Source organism: Methylocaldum gracile, assembly GCF_053646815.1.
Window position 1 is genome coordinate 627,411 of sequence record NZ_CM132196.1, and the last position, 18,174, is coordinate 645,584.

18 protein-coding genes are annotated in these 18,174 nt (G+C 52.4%); 11 read left to right on the forward strand and 7 right to left on the reverse strand.

Annotation, left to right across the window (positions count from 1 at the left end; translation table 11 throughout):
- The first annotated feature begins 590 nt into the window (after positions 1-590).
- From ACWJJK_RS02745 to ACWJJK_RS02765, 5 genes are all read left to right on the forward strand, one after another.
- Entirely contained in the window at positions 591-1,025 is a 435-nt protein-coding gene (locus ACWJJK_RS02745; RefSeq protein ID WP_434131169.1) for a pilin, read from the forward strand.
- Positions 1,026-1,185: 160 nt separating this feature from the next.
- Positions 1,186-3,078, forward strand: a complete 1,893-nt coding sequence (locus tag ACWJJK_RS02750) for a hypothetical protein (protein ID WP_434131167.1) — start codon at positions 1,186-1,188, stop codon at positions 3,076-3,078.
- Positions 3,079-3,288: 210 nt separating this feature from the next.
- Positions 3,289-4,236, forward strand: a complete 948-nt coding sequence (locus ACWJJK_RS02755) for a glycosyltransferase (protein WP_434131164.1) — start codon at positions 3,289-3,291, stop codon at positions 4,234-4,236.
- A 164-nt stretch (positions 4,237-4,400) separates the two neighbouring features.
- A complete protein-coding gene (locus tag ACWJJK_RS02760) occupies positions 4,401-5,216 on the forward strand; it encodes a methyltransferase domain-containing protein (protein WP_434131162.1) in 816 nt (271 codons plus the stop codon).
- Between the two features lie 236 nt (positions 5,217-5,452).
- Positions 5,453-6,454, forward strand: a complete 1,002-nt coding sequence (locus ACWJJK_RS02765; protein ID WP_434131161.1) for a lipid II flippase MurJ — start codon at positions 5,453-5,455, stop codon at positions 6,452-6,454.
- Here ACWJJK_RS02765 and ACWJJK_RS02770 read toward each other — a convergent pair.
- The 6 genes from ACWJJK_RS02770 to ACWJJK_RS02795 all read right to left on the reverse strand — a co-directional run bounded on the left by ACWJJK_RS02770 (position 6,378) and on the right by ACWJJK_RS02795 (position 13,050).
- A complete protein-coding gene (locus ACWJJK_RS02770; RefSeq protein ID WP_434131158.1) occupies positions 6,378-7,496 on the reverse strand; it encodes a glycosyltransferase in 1,119 nt (372 codons plus the stop codon). The two genes, ACWJJK_RS02765 and ACWJJK_RS02770, sit on opposite strands and share 77 nt — an antisense overlap.
- A gap of 9 nt (positions 7,497-7,505) precedes the next feature.
- The gene (locus ACWJJK_RS02775; RefSeq protein ID WP_434131155.1) at positions 7,506-8,603 is read right to left on the reverse strand and encodes a glycosyltransferase; all 1,098 of its coding nucleotides are present in this window, start codon (positions 8,601-8,603) and stop codon (positions 7,506-7,508) included.
- Positions 8,600-10,447, reverse strand: a complete 1,848-nt coding sequence (gene asnB / locus ACWJJK_RS02780) for an asparagine synthase (glutamine-hydrolyzing) (RefSeq protein WP_434131152.1) — start codon at positions 10,445-10,447, stop codon at positions 8,600-8,602. The genes ACWJJK_RS02775 and asnB overlap by 4 nt, the downstream gene beginning before the upstream one ends.
- 7 nt (positions 10,448-10,454) lie before the next feature.
- Positions 10,455-11,639, reverse strand: coding sequence for a glycosyltransferase (locus tag ACWJJK_RS02785; protein ID WP_434131149.1), 1,185 nt, complete (start codon positions 11,637-11,639; stop codon positions 10,455-10,457).
- A gap of 745 nt (positions 11,640-12,384) precedes the next feature.
- Positions 12,385-12,627: a HepT-like ribonuclease domain-containing protein gene (locus ACWJJK_RS02790; RefSeq protein WP_240502388.1), complete on the reverse strand. Its 243-nt coding sequence runs from the start codon at positions 12,625-12,627 to the stop codon at positions 12,385-12,387.
- 132 nt (positions 12,628-12,759) lie between these two features.
- A complete protein-coding gene (locus ACWJJK_RS02795) occupies positions 12,760-13,050 on the reverse strand; it encodes a nucleotidyltransferase family protein (protein ID WP_077728519.1) in 291 nt (96 codons plus the stop codon).
- A gap of 454 nt (positions 13,051-13,504) precedes the next feature.
- Here ACWJJK_RS02795 and hisB point away from each other — a divergent pair, with 454 nt between their 5' ends.
- Genes hisB through ACWJJK_RS02825 form a run of 6 tightly spaced genes read left to right on the forward strand, consistent with a single transcriptional unit; the run spans position 13,505 to position 17,034 of the window.
- The gene (gene hisB, locus ACWJJK_RS02800; RefSeq protein ID WP_434131145.1) at positions 13,505-14,098 is read left to right on the forward strand and encodes an imidazoleglycerol-phosphate dehydratase HisB; all 594 of its coding nucleotides are present in this window, start codon (positions 13,505-13,507) and stop codon (positions 14,096-14,098) included.
- Between the two features lie 39 nt (positions 14,099-14,137).
- Entirely contained in the window at positions 14,138-14,785 is a 648-nt protein-coding gene (gene hisH / locus ACWJJK_RS02805) for an imidazole glycerol phosphate synthase subunit HisH (RefSeq protein WP_077728517.1), read from the forward strand.
- A 41-nt stretch (positions 14,786-14,826) separates the two neighbouring features.
- Complete coding sequence (hisA, locus tag ACWJJK_RS02810) at positions 14,827-15,558, forward strand: 1-(5-phosphoribosyl)-5-[(5-phosphoribosylamino)methylideneamino]imidazole-4-carboxamide isomerase (protein ID WP_077728516.1); 732 nt, start codon at positions 14,827-14,829, stop codon at positions 15,556-15,558.
- A gap of 3 nt (positions 15,559-15,561) precedes the next feature.
- On the forward strand, positions 15,562-16,326 hold the full coding sequence (hisF, locus tag ACWJJK_RS02815; protein WP_434131142.1) for an imidazole glycerol phosphate synthase subunit HisF: 765 nt from the start codon (positions 15,562-15,564) through the stop codon (positions 16,324-16,326).
- On the forward strand, positions 16,323-16,709 hold the full coding sequence (gene hisI, locus ACWJJK_RS02820) for a phosphoribosyl-AMP cyclohydrolase (RefSeq protein WP_434131140.1): 387 nt from the start codon (positions 16,323-16,325) through the stop codon (positions 16,707-16,709). Before hisF ends, hisI begins: the two co-directional genes overlap by 4 nt.
- 1 nt (position 16,710) lies before the next feature.
- Positions 16,711-17,034 (forward strand): phosphoribosyl-ATP diphosphatase, encoded by a 324-nt coding sequence (locus ACWJJK_RS02825; RefSeq protein ID WP_077728513.1) that lies wholly within the window; start codon positions 16,711-16,713, stop codon positions 17,032-17,034.
- Between the two features lie 192 nt (positions 17,035-17,226).
- Here the strand turns inward: ACWJJK_RS02825 and ACWJJK_RS02830 are convergent, their stop codons facing one another.
- Positions 17,227-18,171, reverse strand: a complete 945-nt coding sequence (locus ACWJJK_RS02830) for a GIDE domain-containing protein (protein ID WP_077728512.1) — start codon at positions 18,169-18,171, stop codon at positions 17,227-17,229.
- Positions 18,172-18,174: the final 3 nt, after the last annotated feature.

The following is an 18,174-nucleotide window of genomic DNA, read 5'->3' on the forward strand; positions in this document are numbered from 1 at the left end:
TCAACATAGAGCGTTTTTCTCCGCGGTTTTGCGATGAGCATCGGAAATGCGTAGGTTGGCAATCCTTTGCCGACAAAGTCGTCGCCGACGGCGTGTGCCGGCAAAGGATTGCCAACGTGCCTCGGGCGCAACGCAAAACCGGAAAACGTTCTAGCTACTATGGTCAGCCAACAGAATTGGATGGCCAGCACTTGGAGTCTTACTCCGTAAGCCTTTGGTATCGGAATTCGTGGCAAACGCTGTATCACGATGCCTCTTTTGCCGATAGGCAATCGCTTCCGCTTCGCTTTTCGGCAGTGGCGGCTTCATCGAGTTTGCAGGTAGGAAAGCCAGGGCAGTCGGCCCAATCCTCTTGCCTTTGGTCTGACACAAAAATAGACGACTCGTTTTTGTCTAACGGAGCCGAAGGGTGACATTTTGCGTCAGTTTCTGACCTCGCATATCCCTGTTCAAGGGCTCTCTTTCCTTTCTGAATCTCGGAATCACGCATCCTGCCTGCATCCGGAACGCTGGCATGGCCTGTGCAATAACCTAGCCGAGAGCAAACAACGCTTCTTATTCAACCCTCCTTTAACTCAATGGAGTTCGACATGAACGCGAATATGAATATGAGACAGCAAGGTGGTTTTACTCTGATCGAATTGATGATCGTTGTAGCGATCATCGGTATCCTGGCGGCTGTCGCGGTGCCGGCATATCAGGACTACACGGTCCGCGCCAAGATTTCTGAAGCTTTGGGGCAGGCCGATATGGCAAAGAATACTGTAGCTGAATATCGCCAAACGCAAAACTCTTTCCCTGCAGACAACCCGGCAGCAGGCCTTGCTACGGCGGCTAGTTTTGCCAGCAGATATGTAACATCACTTACCGTTCAAAACGGTGTTATTACGGTGGCCGTAAATCCGACGGCAACGGGTACAACTGGAAACGTCATTATGACCCCGACTGTAGGAGACGCGGGGCAGGTAAATTGGACTTGTACTGGGAGTATCCCCAAGAAATACCTACCGTCTAGTTGCCGTTAAGAAGCACTAACTACGTCCTCTCCGCCGGGCAGAGGGCAGCGGAAAAACTTGATGCGGAGGCTTACGTTTCAAGAGTTCGTCAGTCAACAGCTGTTTAAGGGTTTTTCCTTAATTCAACACAAAAACTTGACCCCTCCATGCGAGGGGTTTTTGTTGGGCCATGAATACCACGCTGCATAACCATGCTATTGCTCTGCTAAGTCTGCTCGTTATAACGGGAGCGGCTTATTTCATTTATTCGGCTGCCTTGGGGGGGGCGTTTAACTTTGATGATGCGCCGAATCTGCAAGCGCTAGCCTTCATCGAGGATCTGCCGTCGGCGTTGGCTTTCATAGTGAGCGGTGATGCGGGCCCACTTGGGCGACCCATTGCGCTGGCCAGTTTCGCCTTGCAATTTTCCGCCTGGCCACATTCGCCTGAAGAGTTCTTATATACCAATATCCTGATTCATCTCATCAACGGTTTGTTGGTTGCTTGGTTCGCTTTGCGCTTGGCGCGGGTGAAGGAGGATATCAGCGGGTATGCCTTGCCATTTGCATTAACGCTGTTCAGCTTGTGGACATTACAGCCATTGCTGGCATCGGCCTCCCTGATGGTGGTGCAGCGGATGACCACGTTATCGGCAACTTTTGTGTTGGTCGGTCTTGTCGGTTATCTAGCAGGCCGTCAGCGTATCGTTCACGCAAGACGTCGAGGATGGCCAATGATGGTGGGCAGCTTGGGCGTAGCGACACTCCTGGCGGTTCTGACCAAAGAGACGGGTGCCCTGTTGCCTGTTTATGTTTGGGTCTTGGAATACACATTGTTTGATAGCCCACAGAACATTCGGATATTTAGTGTATGGAGGCGACTGCTCCATGTGCCTGTCGCTGTATTGCTAGGTTATACAATTCTCCAATTGCCACACATTTTTGAGGTCACCCAGAGAGGTTTTTCAGCCTGGCAACGACTTGTCAGCGAAGGACCAATTCTCTGGACTTATTTACGCCTAATAGTGTTGCCTAAGTCTTCGGACCTAGGGCCATTTCATGACGATATCGCGGTTTCGGCGAGTTTAATTGAATCCCCTCAAGCGTTCTTGGCGTGGTCGGCCTGGGGTGTTTTGATTGCTACGGCAATATTGCTTCGCCGGCGGTTTCCATGGTTCAGCTTTACTGCAGGTTGGTTCTTGCTTGGTCATGCGCTGGAATCCACCCTTTTTAATCTGGAACTTTATTTTGAACACCGCAATTATCTACCCAGTCTTGGTCCACTGGCCTGGATCAGTGCATCAGTGTGGCGGGTTCCGAAAAATTACAAACGGGTAGTAGTTGGAGTTACTGCAACTTACGTGTTGTTACTAGGTTTTGTGCTTCATGAAGTCACGGCTGCATGGGGCAGTCCGGACATTGCAGCAAGGTTATGGGCTGATAAGCATCCTGCTTCTGAAAGAGCACAGCAGTTTTTAGCCAATAGATTGATAGCAGGGGGCGACGTTAAGCTTGCTTTGTCCGTCATCGAAAATGCCTATGACCGTGATCCTTTCAACATCGGGTTAGCTTTGCAGGCTGTGCAGTTGTCGTGCGCCTTGGGTGAGGATGTGTCCGTAAAAGTTGAACAAAGTCTCGTTACGTTATCTCGTGCTCGAGTGGACTATTCTATATTGGATACGCTGGAAATGATTTTGAATCAATATCAGCAGCGAAAGTGTCTTGGTTTAACCCAGGAGGCTATGCACCGGCTGATCGATAACTTATTGGCTAACCATCACTACCAAGGATTGGCCATCACTCGGTTTAAGTTGCACCACGCCAAGGCGCGTTTATTTTTCGAAAATCGGGAATTGGATCCGACAGTTCGGCATCTTGAGCAGGCGTTTGAAGCGCTACCGGACCTGGACACCGGGGTGTTGATGGTCGGTCTCTTAAATAGTGCAGGACTCCGGGATGAGGCTTTAAAGAAGCTCGAGTTTTTCAAGCAATCGCTTCCACTGAACCCGGTTCTAAGGCAGCAATGGAAAGAGCGCTTAAATGAAGTTGCGGAAGACCTTCGTCAATCTGCTAACGGATTCTAGCGTGAGCGAGGTTGTTTGCAGAGAAGAGCGCGAGAAACAGCTGGTTGTTTATTTATTGTTGAGTCACCGCTCTGCAATTCTCCCTTAAGCAGTGTCTGATAAATCAATCATCTAAGAAGGCGATTGCCCGATTTCATCAATCAGACGCAAAAATTATCATTTGTAGGCTAGTCTTAATGCCGACCTAAACAAGCGGCTAATAGATAGTTCATGAACTCGACTGAATCAGGTTTCGCCGGACGGGAAAGTCGCCAAGAAGCAATATCTATTGTTATACCTGCCAAGGATGAGGCTGGCAGTTTAAGATGGCTGTTACCGGAAATTCGCAGACAAATGCCGAACGCGGAAATTCTAGTGGTCGATGACGGTTCGACCGACGAGAGCGTGGCAGTTTGTCATAGTGAAAATGTCAGGGTTATTAGCCACCCCTACAGCATGGGAAATGGCGCCGCTATCAAGACGGGAGCTAGGCACGCACACGGCGACCTGTTCGTATTCATGGATGCCGATGGACAGCATGATCCTGCGGATATTCCGAGATTGCTGGAAAAGCTGGGTCAGGGCTACGAGATGACGGTAGGAGCAAGGCATCCTAGCAGTCAGGCGTCTTTTGGGCGCCGCGGCGCAAATTGCTTTTACAACAAATTGGCTTCGGCGATGACCGGACATCAAATCGAGGACCTCACATCGGGTTTCCGTGCAGTTCGCGCCAGACATTTCCGCAAATTTCTATATTTGCTGCCGAATGGATTTTCCTATCCAACTACCAGCACAATGGCTTTTTTTCGATCTGGGTTTCCGGTTGCGTATGTGCCAATCCACGCTAGAAAGCGCGAAACGACTGGCACCAGTAAGATCCGAATAGCGCAGGACGGATTTCGGTTCTTTATCATTATTTTGAAAATCGGCACTTTATTCTCGCCCATGCGACTTTTCCTTCCCCTAGGCGCTATGCTGTTTTTTAGCGGTCTAGGTCTTTATATCTATAATTATTTAAGTCAGGGACGATTTACCAATATGAGTGTATTTTTGCTTTTGTCGGCGCTATTTATATTTTTGATAGGTATATTATCGGAGCAAATATCTTCATTGCATTATCGAGGGGTCGAAGAAGATTTTCGCCGTACCAAGCGGGACAATTGGCGGTCCGGTATTTAATCGAAAACTAAGCTGTTATTTAATATTTAGATGAGTCGACCTAAGGCTATGTTATGGAGTGCAAGAAATGCATGCGATGGGAGAACGATTTCGACGGTTCAACGCCGATTAGAATGTTATCTAGGGCGTGTCCACTCTGCGGAGGAGAAGGAAGCAAGGATCGCATGGCTAGCCGTTATTTACATCTCCCGTTTGATAGTTTTCAGATATTGAGATGTCGGTCGTGCCAAATTCGTTGGCTAGATCCAGTACCCTTGCCGGATTACCTATCGCGCCTTTATGACCGAAATTATTTCGAACCGGAATTAGAAGCCTTTTCCTATGAGCGTCAGGTTCGGGAAACAAGCGTCTGTTTCCAGGAAACGGCGGCGGCGTTTAAACAGAGACTCACGGGGGACGCAACGGTATTAGATGTTGGATGCGCCACCGGTGATTTCCTTTTGGCACTGCGGCAGGCTGGGGTAGATGGTCTCGGTCTCGAACTTTCTTCCTATGGCATTGAAAAAACGGTGGATAAGGGACTGAAAGTCGTGCAGGGCGATTTATTTGCGTCGCAGCTTGATGGGCTATCGTTTGGCGGTGCTCACCTTTCTCACGTGCTCGAACACTTACCGGACATACGTGGTGCCATGGCTCGCTTGCGCTCGCTTTTGAAACCAGATGGATTGGTATATATCGAGGTCCCGTATCAATTTGACGGTTTCACAGATCGTTTTGATCGGTGGCTTAATCGTGGCCCTCGGCAATTCGGATCTTTCAGTATTCACCATTGTACATTTTTCACGCCTGCATCGCTTTCTACGCTGTTGATGATCCATGGATTCGAGATGTTGTCACTGACAACCTATCTGCCCTGCCGACGTGCGGTTCGAAAGCCTACACTTCGTAAAAGTTTTCTTTGCCTAGGGCTGTGGCTAAGCAACCGAATATTGCAGCGGGGAGATGTAATATCAGTCTGGGCTAAACGTCTACCCGATTAATGCACCACTTGCGGAAAGTTATCGAGGCTACACTCGGTCAGGTTGTTGGGCGAAGTGTCAACTTTCTTATTCCGTTTGTGCTTTTGCATCTTTATTCGCCTAACACGGCGACCGATCGCTTTCTTCTTGCGTTTTCCGTTGCATTTTATTTCTGTGGCACCATGGCCAACTCATTGAGTGATGCTAGCGTACCTCGGGTCGTTTCGAGGCGCCCGTTACTCGCTGGCTGTTATAGGATGCAGTTAAGTGCTGGGCTTGGTGTGGCTGCAGTGGTTGCCGTGTGGCTGACGAGTCCACCTGAGAATGGCGTACCATATCCGTTATTCGCTGGCATTTTCACCATGGTTGGAGCAGCGGTCTATGCGTCGTTTCCCAGCGGTATTCTTAATGCTCGGGATAAATATGCATTGCCAGGTTTGCTTTGGGGCTTGCGCGTCATACCGTTGCTCTTCTGGGGAGTGGTGCGTCCCGAGGCCGAGGAATTGGGTTGGCTGATGTTTGGTATCGGATGTGCGGATTTAGTCAGAGCTTTCTGGCTTGACCGTAGGGCGCTACACCAAGATTTCCCCTCGGAGCAAGGAGGCTGGAGCAGTCTCGATTCCTATATTCCGGTTGTGCTTGCGTCGATCTTTAGCGGATTAAATCCCATTGTGGATCGGTTTATTGCGGTACTTGCAGGTGAGGGCGCGGTTTCGGTCTTAGAAGTCGGCGAACGCTTTTACGGTCTTCTCGCTACTTTCGCTACCATTGGCGTGATGAACCTAGTTTTGGTCCGCCTCAGCCAGGCTTGTGACTGTGCAACTTTTGAGAGCTTATATCAGCGGCTGACTAAAATTGCTGTTTTATGGGCCGCCGCTTGGACCTTGCTGGGATGGAGCGGCTGGGTCATCCTTGGAGACTGGCTGATGGCGCACGTCATACGTGTTACGCCAGAACAAGTCTCCGTAATTAATTCGGTCTATTTTTGCAACTTAATCGGGCTTCCCGCTTTCATACTAGGTTTGGTCGGTGCGCGCGCGTATTTGGCCCGCGGCTGGCAGCGTTCATTGATAAGGCTCTCAATTTTGTCAGTGATTGTTAACGCTGGTTTGAGTCTTATATTGTTTTATATCTTCGGTGTGCCGGGAATCGCTCTTGCAACCTCCAGTGTCTATATCACGGTTACTTTGACCATGTATGTGCACCTGTTCCAGCTAAGCCGAAAAGTACCTCTCGATAGTTATCAATCATCGCCGTAAGCGAAAACCGTTCTCGAGCATGTGTCTCGATGGCTTTGCGGTTGAGTTGAGCGACGTTGGCGAGCGCATGTTTGATTCCCTGAGCTAGTATTTGCGTTTCGCATCGTCCGATGAGAAAACCATTCTTTCCTTCGACAATTAGTTCGTCGGCCCCCGTGTCGGCTTTTACCGCGAGAACAGGCGTGCCAACACTAAGAGCTTCGATCAGTGCGTTGGACGAACCTTCGACTCGCGAGGACAGTACGAAAAGAACTGCTCGTCGTACTAATTCAGTTGGGTTTTCCATAAAGCCCATGAGGATTACTCTATCGGATAGACCGAGTCGCTCTATCAAGAGTTCCAGTTTCGACCGTTCGCTACCTTCTCCGATAATGAGTAGCCGGTATCCCGCTAATGATGCGCCGAGCAGGGAGAAGGCTTCGATGAGGGCATCGAAGCCTTTTTGTGGGTGTAAACGTCCGACTGCAATTAGATATGGCGCAGGGGCCTGTATGGGCGTTTTATTTACGGAATCAAGTCGGGCTGGATCCACGGCGTTCGGAATGACAGCTAAATTTCTTGAAGAGCGGTTGACGAATCCGAGGAATGATCTCCGCATGGTTTCAGACAGAACGATGATTCGGTCCGCTTGCAGGTAAGTATAGCGATATAAAAATCTGGTCAGCCGAGGGAATCGCCAGTACTGCATCCATCCGTCTGGCATCAAAGCTTCCCGTACGACGATTCGTACTTCACTGGGGAATAGTGGCCGCAGTAGCAAGATGGCGATATTAATGTCCGACAGAGTGCTGAGAATGGTTCGCGGGCGTTTCTGCCATACCAAGCGGATAAGTGCTGTGACCCATCCTAGCGTGCCTCCCAGGTCTACAATTTCAACTCTGGAGTCGATATGTGGAATCAATTCACCTATCGGTCGCACAAGCGCTAGCGTTATCTTTCCTGAGCTACAAAGGTTGTTTACGACTTGAAGCATGACCCGCTCGGCGCCGCCCGGTTTGAGGTTCGGCAGCACCACGACCACGTTTGCTCGCTTGGAGGTCATGGCGGCGTTTTAGTTAGGACTAACATTCATTGTTTGGAGGTAACGATCGATGAGATCCTGTGTCCCGCTGGCTAAACGTTTATTAGCGACGTGAGGGTCGTCTCTTAAAATTTTTATTATGGTGCTGGCTAGAGCCTCGGGGTTGGAAACTGGAACGACGTTCTTGTGATTTTGCGGATCCAGCACTTCGATTATGGAATCATCGTAGGCAGTAGCTACGACTGAGATGCCCAACATCTGTGCTTCCAGAATAACGTTCGGGTAACCTTCCCATAGGGAGGACGATACGAGTAACCGGGCGCCGGCTAGCCAACGATAGGGATTTGAGTCAAAACCCGGCATCTCGACTGCTGCGTTCAAGTCTAGCTCGGCGATACACTCTTCAAGATAAGGGCGCATGATTCCTTCGCCCAAAATCAAGAGCCGTGCCTCTACTTGTTGTCGAACGATAGCAAATGCGCGGATCAGTGTTACGAAATCTTTCTCAGGCACCAAGCGTCCAACTCCTATGATCACTGGTGGCGAATTCGCCTTAAACCACGGATGATCGAACGGTTCTCCAGCCATCTGTTGAAGTTTTTTTAGGCCGATAGGATTCGGAATTACCGTGACTTGGTGGGGTTCTAACTTCAGCCTGTAAATGAGTTCTTTGCGCATAGTCCGGGTAAGGGCGATGACTGTGTCTGCTCTGGAATAAAACCACCGCATGAGATACAGTCGAGCCGGGTGTTTTAAATTCCGGAGAGAGCTAGCTTCTCTGACGACAACGCGAGTATTGCTACGTGCTAACTTATGTGCTAGTAGAGCGGCAAGATTAGCTCCGGTTAATGTACTGAGTAATGCGGTCGGTTGTTCCCGTTGAAGATATCCGACTAGCTTTAAAGTTGTAGAGATTCCCAGGCCGATTAACCCGGGACCGGGTTTTCCGGCTCGAAGATCTATAGTTCGGACATTCGTGGGGATTTCCGGCAACAATTCGCCCTCGGCACGGGCCAAGACCAAATCCACGGTGTGTCCCCGCTCGGCGAACGCTTTCGCAAGGGTCAAAAACACGCGCTCTGCTCCACCAATTCGTAAGTCGGGGACGAAAAGGGCAATGCGAGTCATCGTCGGGTGCCGTGCCAGAGCAGTAGTATATAGAGACTCCAGAGTCGCAGACTGCGGTCGCGCACACCTTTGCGATGTTCCCAAAGCATTCTTTTCACAAAGGCAGGATTCAACGGCTCGTGGAATGATTCCAGTCGTTGGATCAAGTTATCGCCGATCTTTCCTCGAATCCAAGTATGCACCGGTACTCCGAACCCTTGCTTGCGGCGCTGCCACACGTCTTTAAGCAAAATTTCGTTAAATGCTGCATACAGGATGCGTTTCCCCGCGAAAACATTGCGGTGCCACGAAGTGGGGAAACTGAAAGCCAATTCGACGACCTTTCGATCAAGAAACGGCGCACGGACTTCCAGACTATGCGCCATGCTGGCGCGGTCTACCTTAAGCAAAATATCTTGAGGCAGATAGACCAGAGCGTCGGCAAACATCATGCGGGGCAGGTCGTCTAGAGTTGTTTCACACAGAATCTTCGGTGGGGTATGTCCACGGCCTGCTAATTCTGGAGCGAGCATTTCCAGTTCCGTTTCTGAGAACATTCGTGCGCATACATAGGGTGTTTCTGATTCCAGCCGATCGACCACATGGGTGAAAAGATGGGCTTTCTTCAATATGCTGCGGCTGTGATGTGCCATGGGCTCGGGAAGAAATCGTATGGCCCGCTCCGCTGTCTTGCGTAGGATCCGGGGAAGGCGCGTATACCACCGTAGGATCTGCCGTGCCTGATAGCGCTGATAGCCGCTGAACAATTCGTCACCGCCGTCTCCCGATAATACGACTTTTACGTGACAGCCAGCCAGTTGCGAGACGCTTGCGGTTGGCAGGAGAGATACGTCGGCGAAGGGTTGGCCGACATGGTTTAGTATCAGTGACTCCAATGCTTCCGGTGTTTCAGGAGGAAAGGTATCCTCGGTATGTCGGGTAGCCAGATGCTCGGCGACTTTCCTTGCATGCACACGTTCATCGAAAGCCGGTTCAACGAACCCCATGGTGAACGTGCGCAAAGGCCGTGACATCCTGCTTTGTGCCAGCGTCGCGATCAGAGAAGAATCGATGCCACCGGAAAGAAAAGCGCCGACTTCAACATCTGCTACCAATCGGCTATCCACCGCTTGGATGAGGGTGTCTCGGAGTCGCTCTTCGGCCTCGATTTTCGATCCGGAGTATCTGTCTGGCATCAAGGTCCAGTAGGCTGTTTGCCGGAAGCCGCCGTCGGAGCTCCAAAATAACAAGTGCCCTGGCAGGACTTCGTTGACGTTCTTGTAAGCCGTAGTGCCGGGAAGATAGAAACCGTAGCGGAGGTAATCGGCCAAGCTATCAGGGTCTTCGCTCCACGCTTGAGGGACCAGTCTGGATAAGGCCGGCAGTTCCGAGGCGCAGGCGATGGAGTAGTTGTCCTCCTGGTAGTAAAGCGGTTTTTTTCCCATACGATCCCGCGATAGCATTAAGGTTCGGGAGACCGTGTCCCAAAGGCTTAAGGCCCACATACCCTCCATCCGTCGCAGAAACGATTCCCCATGGAGGACGAGCCCAGCCAGTACCACTTCTGTGTCTCCATTGGTGTGGAACCTCCAGAACGGGGCGAGGTGGGTGCGCAATTCTTTGAAATTGTATATCTCGCCGTTGTATGCTAGCCAATATCTGCCTGAGGGATCACTCATAGGCTGACGGCTGGCCGCCAGATCTACGATGGAGAGACGGCGGTGTCCTATACACCAATATTCACCAGATTGCAGCCCGAATTCATCGGGGCCGCGGTGGTGCATCAGGTTCAGTGCCTGCTGGATTCTTGCCCGATTTTCGCCCGTTTCCCGAGTTTTTCGATAAAGAAAGGCGAGTCCGCACATTCAATGTTCACCTGCTACTAGCGACATGTATATAGGGCTTGTATACCTGCAGATAGCTCTCTGCGGTACGATTCCACGTTAAATCCTGATCGATGAGAGATTGCTTCGCCGAACTACCCAGCTTTCGGCGCAAAGCTGTATCAAATGCCAGTCGCTTTAGGTGGCTAGCAAGAATATCCGAATTCCCCGGCTCAAATAGCAAGCCGTTGATACTGTCGATGACCAATTCAGCTACACCGTCGATACTGGTTGCCGCGAGCGGTAAGCCCGCGGCCATTGCTTCCAGAATGGCATTGGGTCTTCCCTCGGAGACGGAGGTAAACACAAACACATCTGCGTTAAACAGTTGTGCCGGGATTTCTTCGGGTGGAAGAACTCCTAGAAAATGTACGTGCTTTCCCACCTTTAAATGCTGGGCCAGTTGCTCAAGGCGGGCTTTCTCAGGCCCATCGCCAATCACGATCAATCTAGAGTTTTCGATATTTGCTTTTGCGAAAGCTTCTATGGCTGTATGAATAGATTTTAGAGGTGTTAGATTTCCGATTGTGATAAACGTAATGCCAAAATCCGATACCTGATAATTCCGGTCGATTAATAAGAATTCATCCGCTACACCGTTGGGAATCACAAGCAATTTATTCCGCATCGTAGGAAAAAATTGTCCGACCAACGTGCAAATAGCATCACTGACGCACACGATCTTGCGATTAGTGGCTAGGCAGGTTTTGAGAAAGATGCGGTCGATTACGGAGTTTTGAATTCGCGCTACGTCGCTACCCCGCAATGTAGTAATCACTGGTATCCCTAAAATACAGCCTGCCATCCCGGCAATTGCGCCACAGGCGGCCCAGTTTGCATGGATGATGTCCATATGGCGAAAGTGTCTTAGGCAGGACAAAAACATGGCGGCTATGAATAACGGCATGAGCAAAACAAGCCAGCGATGGTTGCGGAGAGCGACCGGAATCCCGCCCGGCTGATGAGCAATCGTTTGAAAGCGCCGGGGTGCATAGCAGAAAAAGCGAACAGCGTAGGGAAGCGAGCAACAGTCTATAAATGCAATATTGGATGCAGGGGTTATAACGGATACATTCGCATGTTGCGCCAAGTGTGCTACCAACCGTTGGACAAAAACGCCGCTGCTTGGGTTGGTGCGCAGCGGAAAGGACGTCGTGAGAACGCCGATATTCATGGGTCTGGTTCGAATCGGTGATGTTGTGCTTCGTTAAGCATAGCGCACGACTTGCTGGATAGAGGTATGAGGGGCGCTTAAAGAAGGAATGGATGATTTGCCGCCGAAAGCGAGGGGGCGGGCCTACCAAAATAATGTAAACTCGGAAGTGAGTTTTTGTTTAATTGGGCGCGGTTTATGGGCCGACAATAAGACTAAATCACCGATACCGCCGGATTTTTTGCACATGTGCCCTGCGTCGGATAACGGTCCAACAAAATTGCGACTGTTTTTTCTGTTTCATGCGCGCCACTCTAAGTAGCCACCGAGTACTAGCTTTATCTGAAGTCACGCCTGCCACTTTCGCCCGCAGGGAAATGTAGGTGCGTCAGCTTGTTGATCCGGTAAGTCCACAATTTTTGGAATGCGGGCACGGAGTTGATCGGTGACCTGCCGCCATGCCAGTCTGGAACACTAGTGAGACCGACGTTGGCGTGTTGCCGCATATTGCCGCGACCGGAAACTTGACGAGAACAATAAGAACCCCGGATGCGCTCCATGCACCCGGGGTTATCGCCCGCTTGGTTGGCTATCAAGACAGATCGTGGTGGTTATCACGCGGGGTGCGGCAGGCTTTCGTAATTTTGCGGAACGCCGGACCAATCAGGGTGCCGGGAACCGTTCGGCAAGTCGATCCTCACTCCAAGGTAATGCGTCGTCAACCAAAGCGCCGATGGCGGGGTGTTTGTCCTAGGTTCGGGAAACATTATCCAGGCTTTTTCTTCAACTGCCGATTCAAGTCCAGCAGTTGTTGCTCAAGCTTTGGCAGAGACTCACGAATGGTATCCCATGCGACTTCCAGATTGATCTCGAAATAGCCGTGGGCCATTCTGTTTCGCATACCTCGCATCGGTTTCCAGGGTATTTCGGAATGCTCGGCAGCGAGGTCCGGATATTCGTTGACCAATTTAGTGGCCGCCGCGCCAATGACCAGAATATTCAGTATCACCGCCTGCTGCGTCTTACGGATCAGCGAAAAAGTTCTCCTTTGTCACTCCGTTGGTGTATTCGCGTGCCAGCCGGATGGCTTCAAGCATATGACCCAGGTAATCAGCCGCACGAAGTCGGTGTTTGTCGTCGCTCACAGCGGGGCGGCCTCCTGGAGAACCTTGCTCCGGATTTCCGCAGGGAGGTCTCCGGGCGTAAGCAGGTCGACCGGCACGCCGAGTAACTCTTCAAGCGCGATCTGCAGTCCACCGAGATCAAGCAGCGTCGTTCCGGGAAGGGGATCGATCAGGATGTCGAGATCGCTCCGATCGGTATCCTCGCCGTACAGAACAGAGCCGAATACGCGGGCATTTCGGGCACGGCTTCGGTCGACCAACCGACGGATATCTTCACGATGCGCTTGCAGAGCTTCGGAGGGTTTCATGTGAATAGGCTAGGCGCTTGTAATTTGTGGCGCGTTTAACCGGTAGCGCAGGCGTTGTTCATCCAACTGGCGCCCTTTGACTGGGCTTAAGAGGTCATCTATATATTATGTATATTTTGCCAGCTTTGAGTTCCTTGATCCGAATTCTCTGTGAGCGAAAAACAAAAACCCCGGATGCGCTCCATGCACCCGGGGTTATCGCCTGCTTGGTTGGCTATCAAGTCACGTCCTGGTGGTTATCCCTAGAGGATAGCTGTCCTTACCTCCTTGTCGGCGACTGAATGAGTGTGGCAGAAAATTCGTTTCAGACTAAGTCGGAAAATGCTGAAAATTGTGTAAGCTTTGGCTTACATACCGAGCGGGGCGTCCATTGTCGTGAATCGGGCTTAGCAAGACCGCGTGGCCGTTATATCATTAAGGGCCGATTTATTATTCAGAAGATCTCTTGCCGTTCATGATTAGCCGTATCGCCGATGTTGACCGCAATACACTGGAAACCCAAGTGCGGGTTTGTCTGAACCTGGATGGAGTCGGCACGGGTGTTTTCGAAACCGGCGTTCCTTTCCTCGACCATATGTTGGATCAGGTGGCACGGCACGGATTGATCGACCTTGAGGTACGTGCGAAAGGCGATCTGCACGTTGATGCCCACCACACGGTGGAAGACATCGGCATTACGCTGGGCCAGGCGGTGGAAAAAGCTTTGGGGAGCAAAAAGGGGATACGGCGTTACGGTCATGCCTATATTCCCCTGGACGAAGCTTTGTCGCGCGTCGTGATTGATTTTTCCGGGCGGCCAGGTTTATCTTACGACGTAACTTTTACGCGTGCCCGGATAGGCGAATTCGATGTCGATTTGTTTCTCGAGTTTTTTCGGGGATTCGTCAATCACGCAAAAGTCACCTTACATATCGATAATCTGAAGGGACAAAATGCCCACCATATTGCCGAAACCGTGTTCAAGGCTTTCGGTCGTGCCATGAGAATGGCCATAGAACCGGATACCAGGATGCAGGATGTCGTCCCTTCGACTAAAGGAATGATTTAGAAAACTTATACGGAACTCTCGCCCGATTCGCTTTTATCCATGTCTTCCGTTGCAGTCATCGATTATGGGATGGGAAATCTGCATTCCATAGCCAAGGCGCTTCAACACGCCCACTCCGAAACCGCCGTGATTGTCACGGACAATCCCGAAACAATTCTCAATGCCGACCGGGTCGTATTCCCGGGGGTCGGGGCGATCCGCGATTGCATGAATGCATTGGCTGATCGGGACCTCGTAACCATCATCGAACGGGCGGCGGCCTCGAAACCGCTCTTAGGTATTTGCCTGGGGATGCAGGCCCTGCTCGAGGAAAGCGAGGAAAACGGCGGAACAGCTTGCCTGGGTTTGATTCCCGGCCGGGTCGTACGCTTCGCCGATGGAGTGGCGGACGCTGCCGGTCAGCCCTTGAAAATTCCACATATGGGATGGAACCGCGTCAGCCAGCAGGAGGCCGATCATCCGTTATGGCGAGGCATCGCTTCCGACAGTTGGTTTTATTTCGTTCACAGCTACTTCGCGCGACCGACTGATTCCCGAAACGTTGCGGCGACCACCGACTATTCGGAACCCTTCGCTTCGGCGCTGGCGCGCGAAAACATCTTTGCCGTTCAGTTTCATCCTGAAAAGAGCCAGGAAGCCGGATTGCGATTGCTGGCTAATTTTCTAAACTGGGACCCGGGGCGATAAGGCACCGATCATTCACTCTATCCGTTACTGAGGATTTTTTTATGCTTTTGATACCTGCTATCGATCTGAAAGATGGCAAGTGTGTCCGTTTGCGGCAGGGCCGCATGGAAGACGATACGGTCTTCTCCGACGACCCGGTGGCGATGGCGGGGAAATGGGTGTCGGAGGGGGCGAAGCGCCTTCATTTGGTGGATTTGGACGGTGCCTTTGCGGGGATTCCGCGCAACGCGGAGGTTATCCACGCCATACGCGAAGCTTATCCGGATGTACAAATCCAGGTGGGCGGTGGAATCCGGGATGAAGAGACGATTCAGGGTTACCTGAACGCCGGCGTCGATTACGTCATCATTGGTACCAAGGCAGTCAGTGCGCCTCATTTCGTGCGGGAGGTCGCGGCGGAGTTTCCGAACCATATTATCGTCGGTCTGGACGCGAAGGACGGCAAAGTAGCGATAGACGGCTGGTCGAAGTTGTCGCATCATGATGTGATCGATTTGGCTCAAAAATTCGAGGACGATGGCGTTGAAGCCATCGTTTACACCGACATCAGCCGGGACGGCATGATGGAGGGCGTCAATGTCGAGGCAACCGCAAGGCTGGCTCGCTCCATACGCATTCCGGTGATTGCGTCGGGCGGCATCCGGAGTATTCAGGATATTCACGCCCTGGGCAGTGTGGTTGGCGACGGCGTCATGGGCGCCATAACCGGCCGCGCTATTTATGAGGGCACCCTTAACTTTGCCGAAGCCCGTAAAGTAGCGGAAGAATACTGATCCATGCTTGCCAAGCGCATTATCCCCTGCCTGGACGTCGACAATGGACGCGTGGTCAAGGGCGTCCGCTTCGTCGATATCAAAGATGCGGGAGATCCCGTCGAGATTGCTAGGCGTTACGACCGGGAGGGCGCGGACGAACTGACTTTTCTCGACATTACCGCCAGTTCGGACAATCGCCACACGATGGTGCACGTGGTGGAGCAAGTGGCGGGCGAAGTGTTTATCCCCCTTACGGTAGGAGGCGGCATCCGAACGCTCGAAGATATCCGCCGCATGCTGAATGCCGGCGCCGATAAGGTCAGCATCAATACCGCCGCAGTCGCCCGGCCGGAGTTTGTGCGCGAAGCGGCGGAGCGTTTCGGCTCTCAGTGTATCGTCGTCGCTCTCGATGCCAAGCAGGTGTCCGAAGATCCAAAGCGGTGGGAGATCTTTACTCACGGCGGGCGCAAGCCGACCGGCCTTGATGCCATCGAGTGGGCGCGTCGCATGGTGGCTTACGGAGCCGGCGAAATCCTCTTGACCAGCATGGATCGGGACGGCACCAAACAAGGGTTCGATCTGGAACTGACTCGCGCAATCAGCGAAGCCGTATCCGTTCCGGTGATCGCCTCGGGCGGTGTCGGCAATTTGCAGCACCTGGCCGACGGGATCTTGCAGGGCAAAGCCGATGCGGTGCTGGCAGCCAGCATTTTCCATTTCGCCGAATACACCATTCGGCAGGCCAAGGAATACTTGGCGGCTCAGGGCATCGAGGTGCGGCTATGACGGCGTGGCTCGACGAAATCCGCTGGACGTCCGAAGGGCTGGTTCCAGTCATTACGCAGGAGGCGGCCACGGGGCAGGTCCTCATGTTCGCCTGGATGAACCGGGAAGCTTTGCGGCTTACCAGCGAGGAAGGCTACGCGGTCTACTGGTCGCGCTCGCGGAATCGGCTTTGGCGGAAGGGCGAGGAATCCGGGAATCGGCAGAAAGTTCTGGAAATTCGCCTGGATTGCGACGAGGATGTGATTTTGCTCGCGGTCGAACAGGCCGGCGGAATCGCCTGTCATACCGGACGGCATCACTGCTTTTTTCGGGTGCTGCGGGATGGCTGCTGGGAGACGGTGGAACCTGTCCTGAAATCTCCGGAAACGATGTATAAGCGCTGATATGGACGTGTTGAAGGAGTTGGCTAGGGTGCTCGAGGAACGGAAATCTCAGGATCCGCAAAAATCCTATGTGGCGAGTCTTTATGCCAAAGGGCTCGACGCTATCTTGAAAAAAATCGGCGAGGAGGCCACCGAAACCGTAATGGCCGCCAAGGACGGAAACCTCGACAAGATTGTCTACGAAGTTGCGGATTTGTGGTTTCACAGCCTGGTATTGCTCGCTCATCAAGGGTTGAGTCCGGATCAGGTATTGGCCGAATTGCAGAGGCGGTTCGGTCTCTCGGGGCTCGAAGAAAAAGCAGGACGCGACGACAAGTCCGGTTAGAGCGTTTTTCACCGAAGTTCAGTGGTAAGGATAGGGAAATTCGTAGGTCGTTGAGGAGCTTTGTCGGCAAGGGATTGCCGACCTACGAAATCTAAAGCGTTTTTCATCGCGGTATAGCGGCGGGCATTGGAAAACCGCCCCGTACCCAGTCGAAGTAGGTCGGCAATCCCTTGCCGACGCTCCACCGGACGTTCATGGAATCGAGCCGAAACGCAGATGCAACGCCCAGGTCGTTGAGCTGCCCGCGATCAGGAAGCCAAGCACCGCGATCCAGGCCTTGCGGCGATATCGTTTGGTCAATGTGCCCTGTGGAACGACCGATAGCAGATAAGGACGGCCATAACCGGGCTTTTTCATCAGGTGGAACTCGGTTTGCTTCGTTCTTTTGCGCCAGGATGCCATGACTTCACGCTCGGCGTGCTGCCGCGCGATTTCCCACTCCTCCGCATCGATCTCGCCGTCGCCGTTCTTGTCGAAGCGCTTGAGAAGCTCGGAACGGTTTCTCTTCCAGCGGATTAACAGATCGCCTACCTCGTTATGGAAACTGGTGCCTTCGGAACTTCCGAGAGACACGAACTGGCCGATCGCATAAAGCGGATCGTTTGCCTCGATGCGGTATTCCGTGTAGCGATACGGTCCGGACGAGAACAGTGAATCCCAAAATCCGGTTTGCAGCGGTGCGTATCCTGGTCGCGCGAGCTGCCCGCGCCATTTGAGTCGAATGGACGGCATGACCTCCGCGCCTTCGGGATCGACAATGCACCGTCCGGTGTCGTCTTCCAGGTGGAAGATGGCCTCGCTAACGCCGCTCTCAATGGTTTGCCATCGTGTCGTGCGGTGGCCGTCTTCATAGTCGGTCACTTGCTTTTCAACTTTGTAACTGTACCAAACGCAGCGTGCGCCGCTAAGCGGGGCATGGATCGGCTCGCCATCCATCAATTGGGCTCGACCGTCGAGTTCGACGTAACCCTGGGCTGCCGACCGGACCTTGGCCGTGGGCGTGTCGGCGATCAGGCGAGCGCGATGCAGCCAGCGGAATGCGAGAAAGAAGAAGGCTACCCCGGTCAGGGCGACAAGCCCTGTCGCCAGCCAGAAGTGCTGTGGAGAGGATTCGAGGATGAGGTCGCGAAATAGCACGGC

Coding starts and splice junctions, on each gene's coding strand:
- ACWJJK_RS02745 (WP_434131169.1), top strand. CDS start 591: ATGAACGCGAATATGAATATGAGACAGCAAGGTGGTTTTACTCTGATC.
- ACWJJK_RS02750 (WP_434131167.1), top strand. CDS start 1,186: ATGAATACCACGCTGCATAACCATGCTATTGCTCTGCTAAGTCTGCTC.
- ACWJJK_RS02755 (WP_434131164.1), top strand. CDS start 3,289: ATGAACTCGACTGAATCAGGTTTCGCCGGACGGGAAAGTCGCCAAGAA.
- ACWJJK_RS02760 (WP_434131162.1), top strand. CDS start 4,401: ATGGCTAGCCGTTATTTACATCTCCCGTTTGATAGTTTTCAGATATTG.
- ACWJJK_RS02765 (WP_434131161.1), top strand. CDS start 5,453: ATGCAGTTAAGTGCTGGGCTTGGTGTGGCTGCAGTGGTTGCCGTGTGG.
- ACWJJK_RS02770 (WP_434131158.1), bottom strand. CDS start 7,496: ATGACCTCCAAGCGAGCAAACGTGGTCGTGGTGCTGCCGAACCTCAAA.
- ACWJJK_RS02775 (WP_434131155.1), bottom strand. CDS start 8,603: ATGACTCGCATTGCCCTTTTCGTCCCCGACTTACGAATTGGTGGAGCA.
- asnB (WP_434131152.1), bottom strand. CDS start 10,447: ATGTGCGGACTCGCCTTTCTTTATCGAAAAACTCGGGAAACGGGCGAA.
- ACWJJK_RS02785 (WP_434131149.1), bottom strand. CDS start 11,639: ATGAATATCGGCGTTCTCACGACGTCCTTTCCGCTGCGCACCAACCCA.
- ACWJJK_RS02795 (WP_077728519.1), bottom strand. CDS start 13,050: ATGAAACCCTCCGAAGCTCTGCAAGCGCATCGTGAAGATATCCGTCGG.
- hisB (WP_434131145.1), top strand. CDS start 13,505: ATGATTAGCCGTATCGCCGATGTTGACCGCAATACACTGGAAACCCAA.
- hisH (WP_077728517.1), top strand. CDS start 14,138: ATGTCTTCCGTTGCAGTCATCGATTATGGGATGGGAAATCTGCATTCC.
- hisA (WP_077728516.1), top strand. CDS start 14,827: ATGCTTTTGATACCTGCTATCGATCTGAAAGATGGCAAGTGTGTCCGT.
- hisF (WP_434131142.1), top strand. CDS start 15,562: ATGCTTGCCAAGCGCATTATCCCCTGCCTGGACGTCGACAATGGACGC.
- hisI (WP_434131140.1), top strand. CDS start 16,323: ATGACGGCGTGGCTCGACGAAATCCGCTGGACGTCCGAAGGGCTGGTT.
- ACWJJK_RS02825 (WP_077728513.1), top strand. CDS start 16,711: ATGGACGTGTTGAAGGAGTTGGCTAGGGTGCTCGAGGAACGGAAATCT.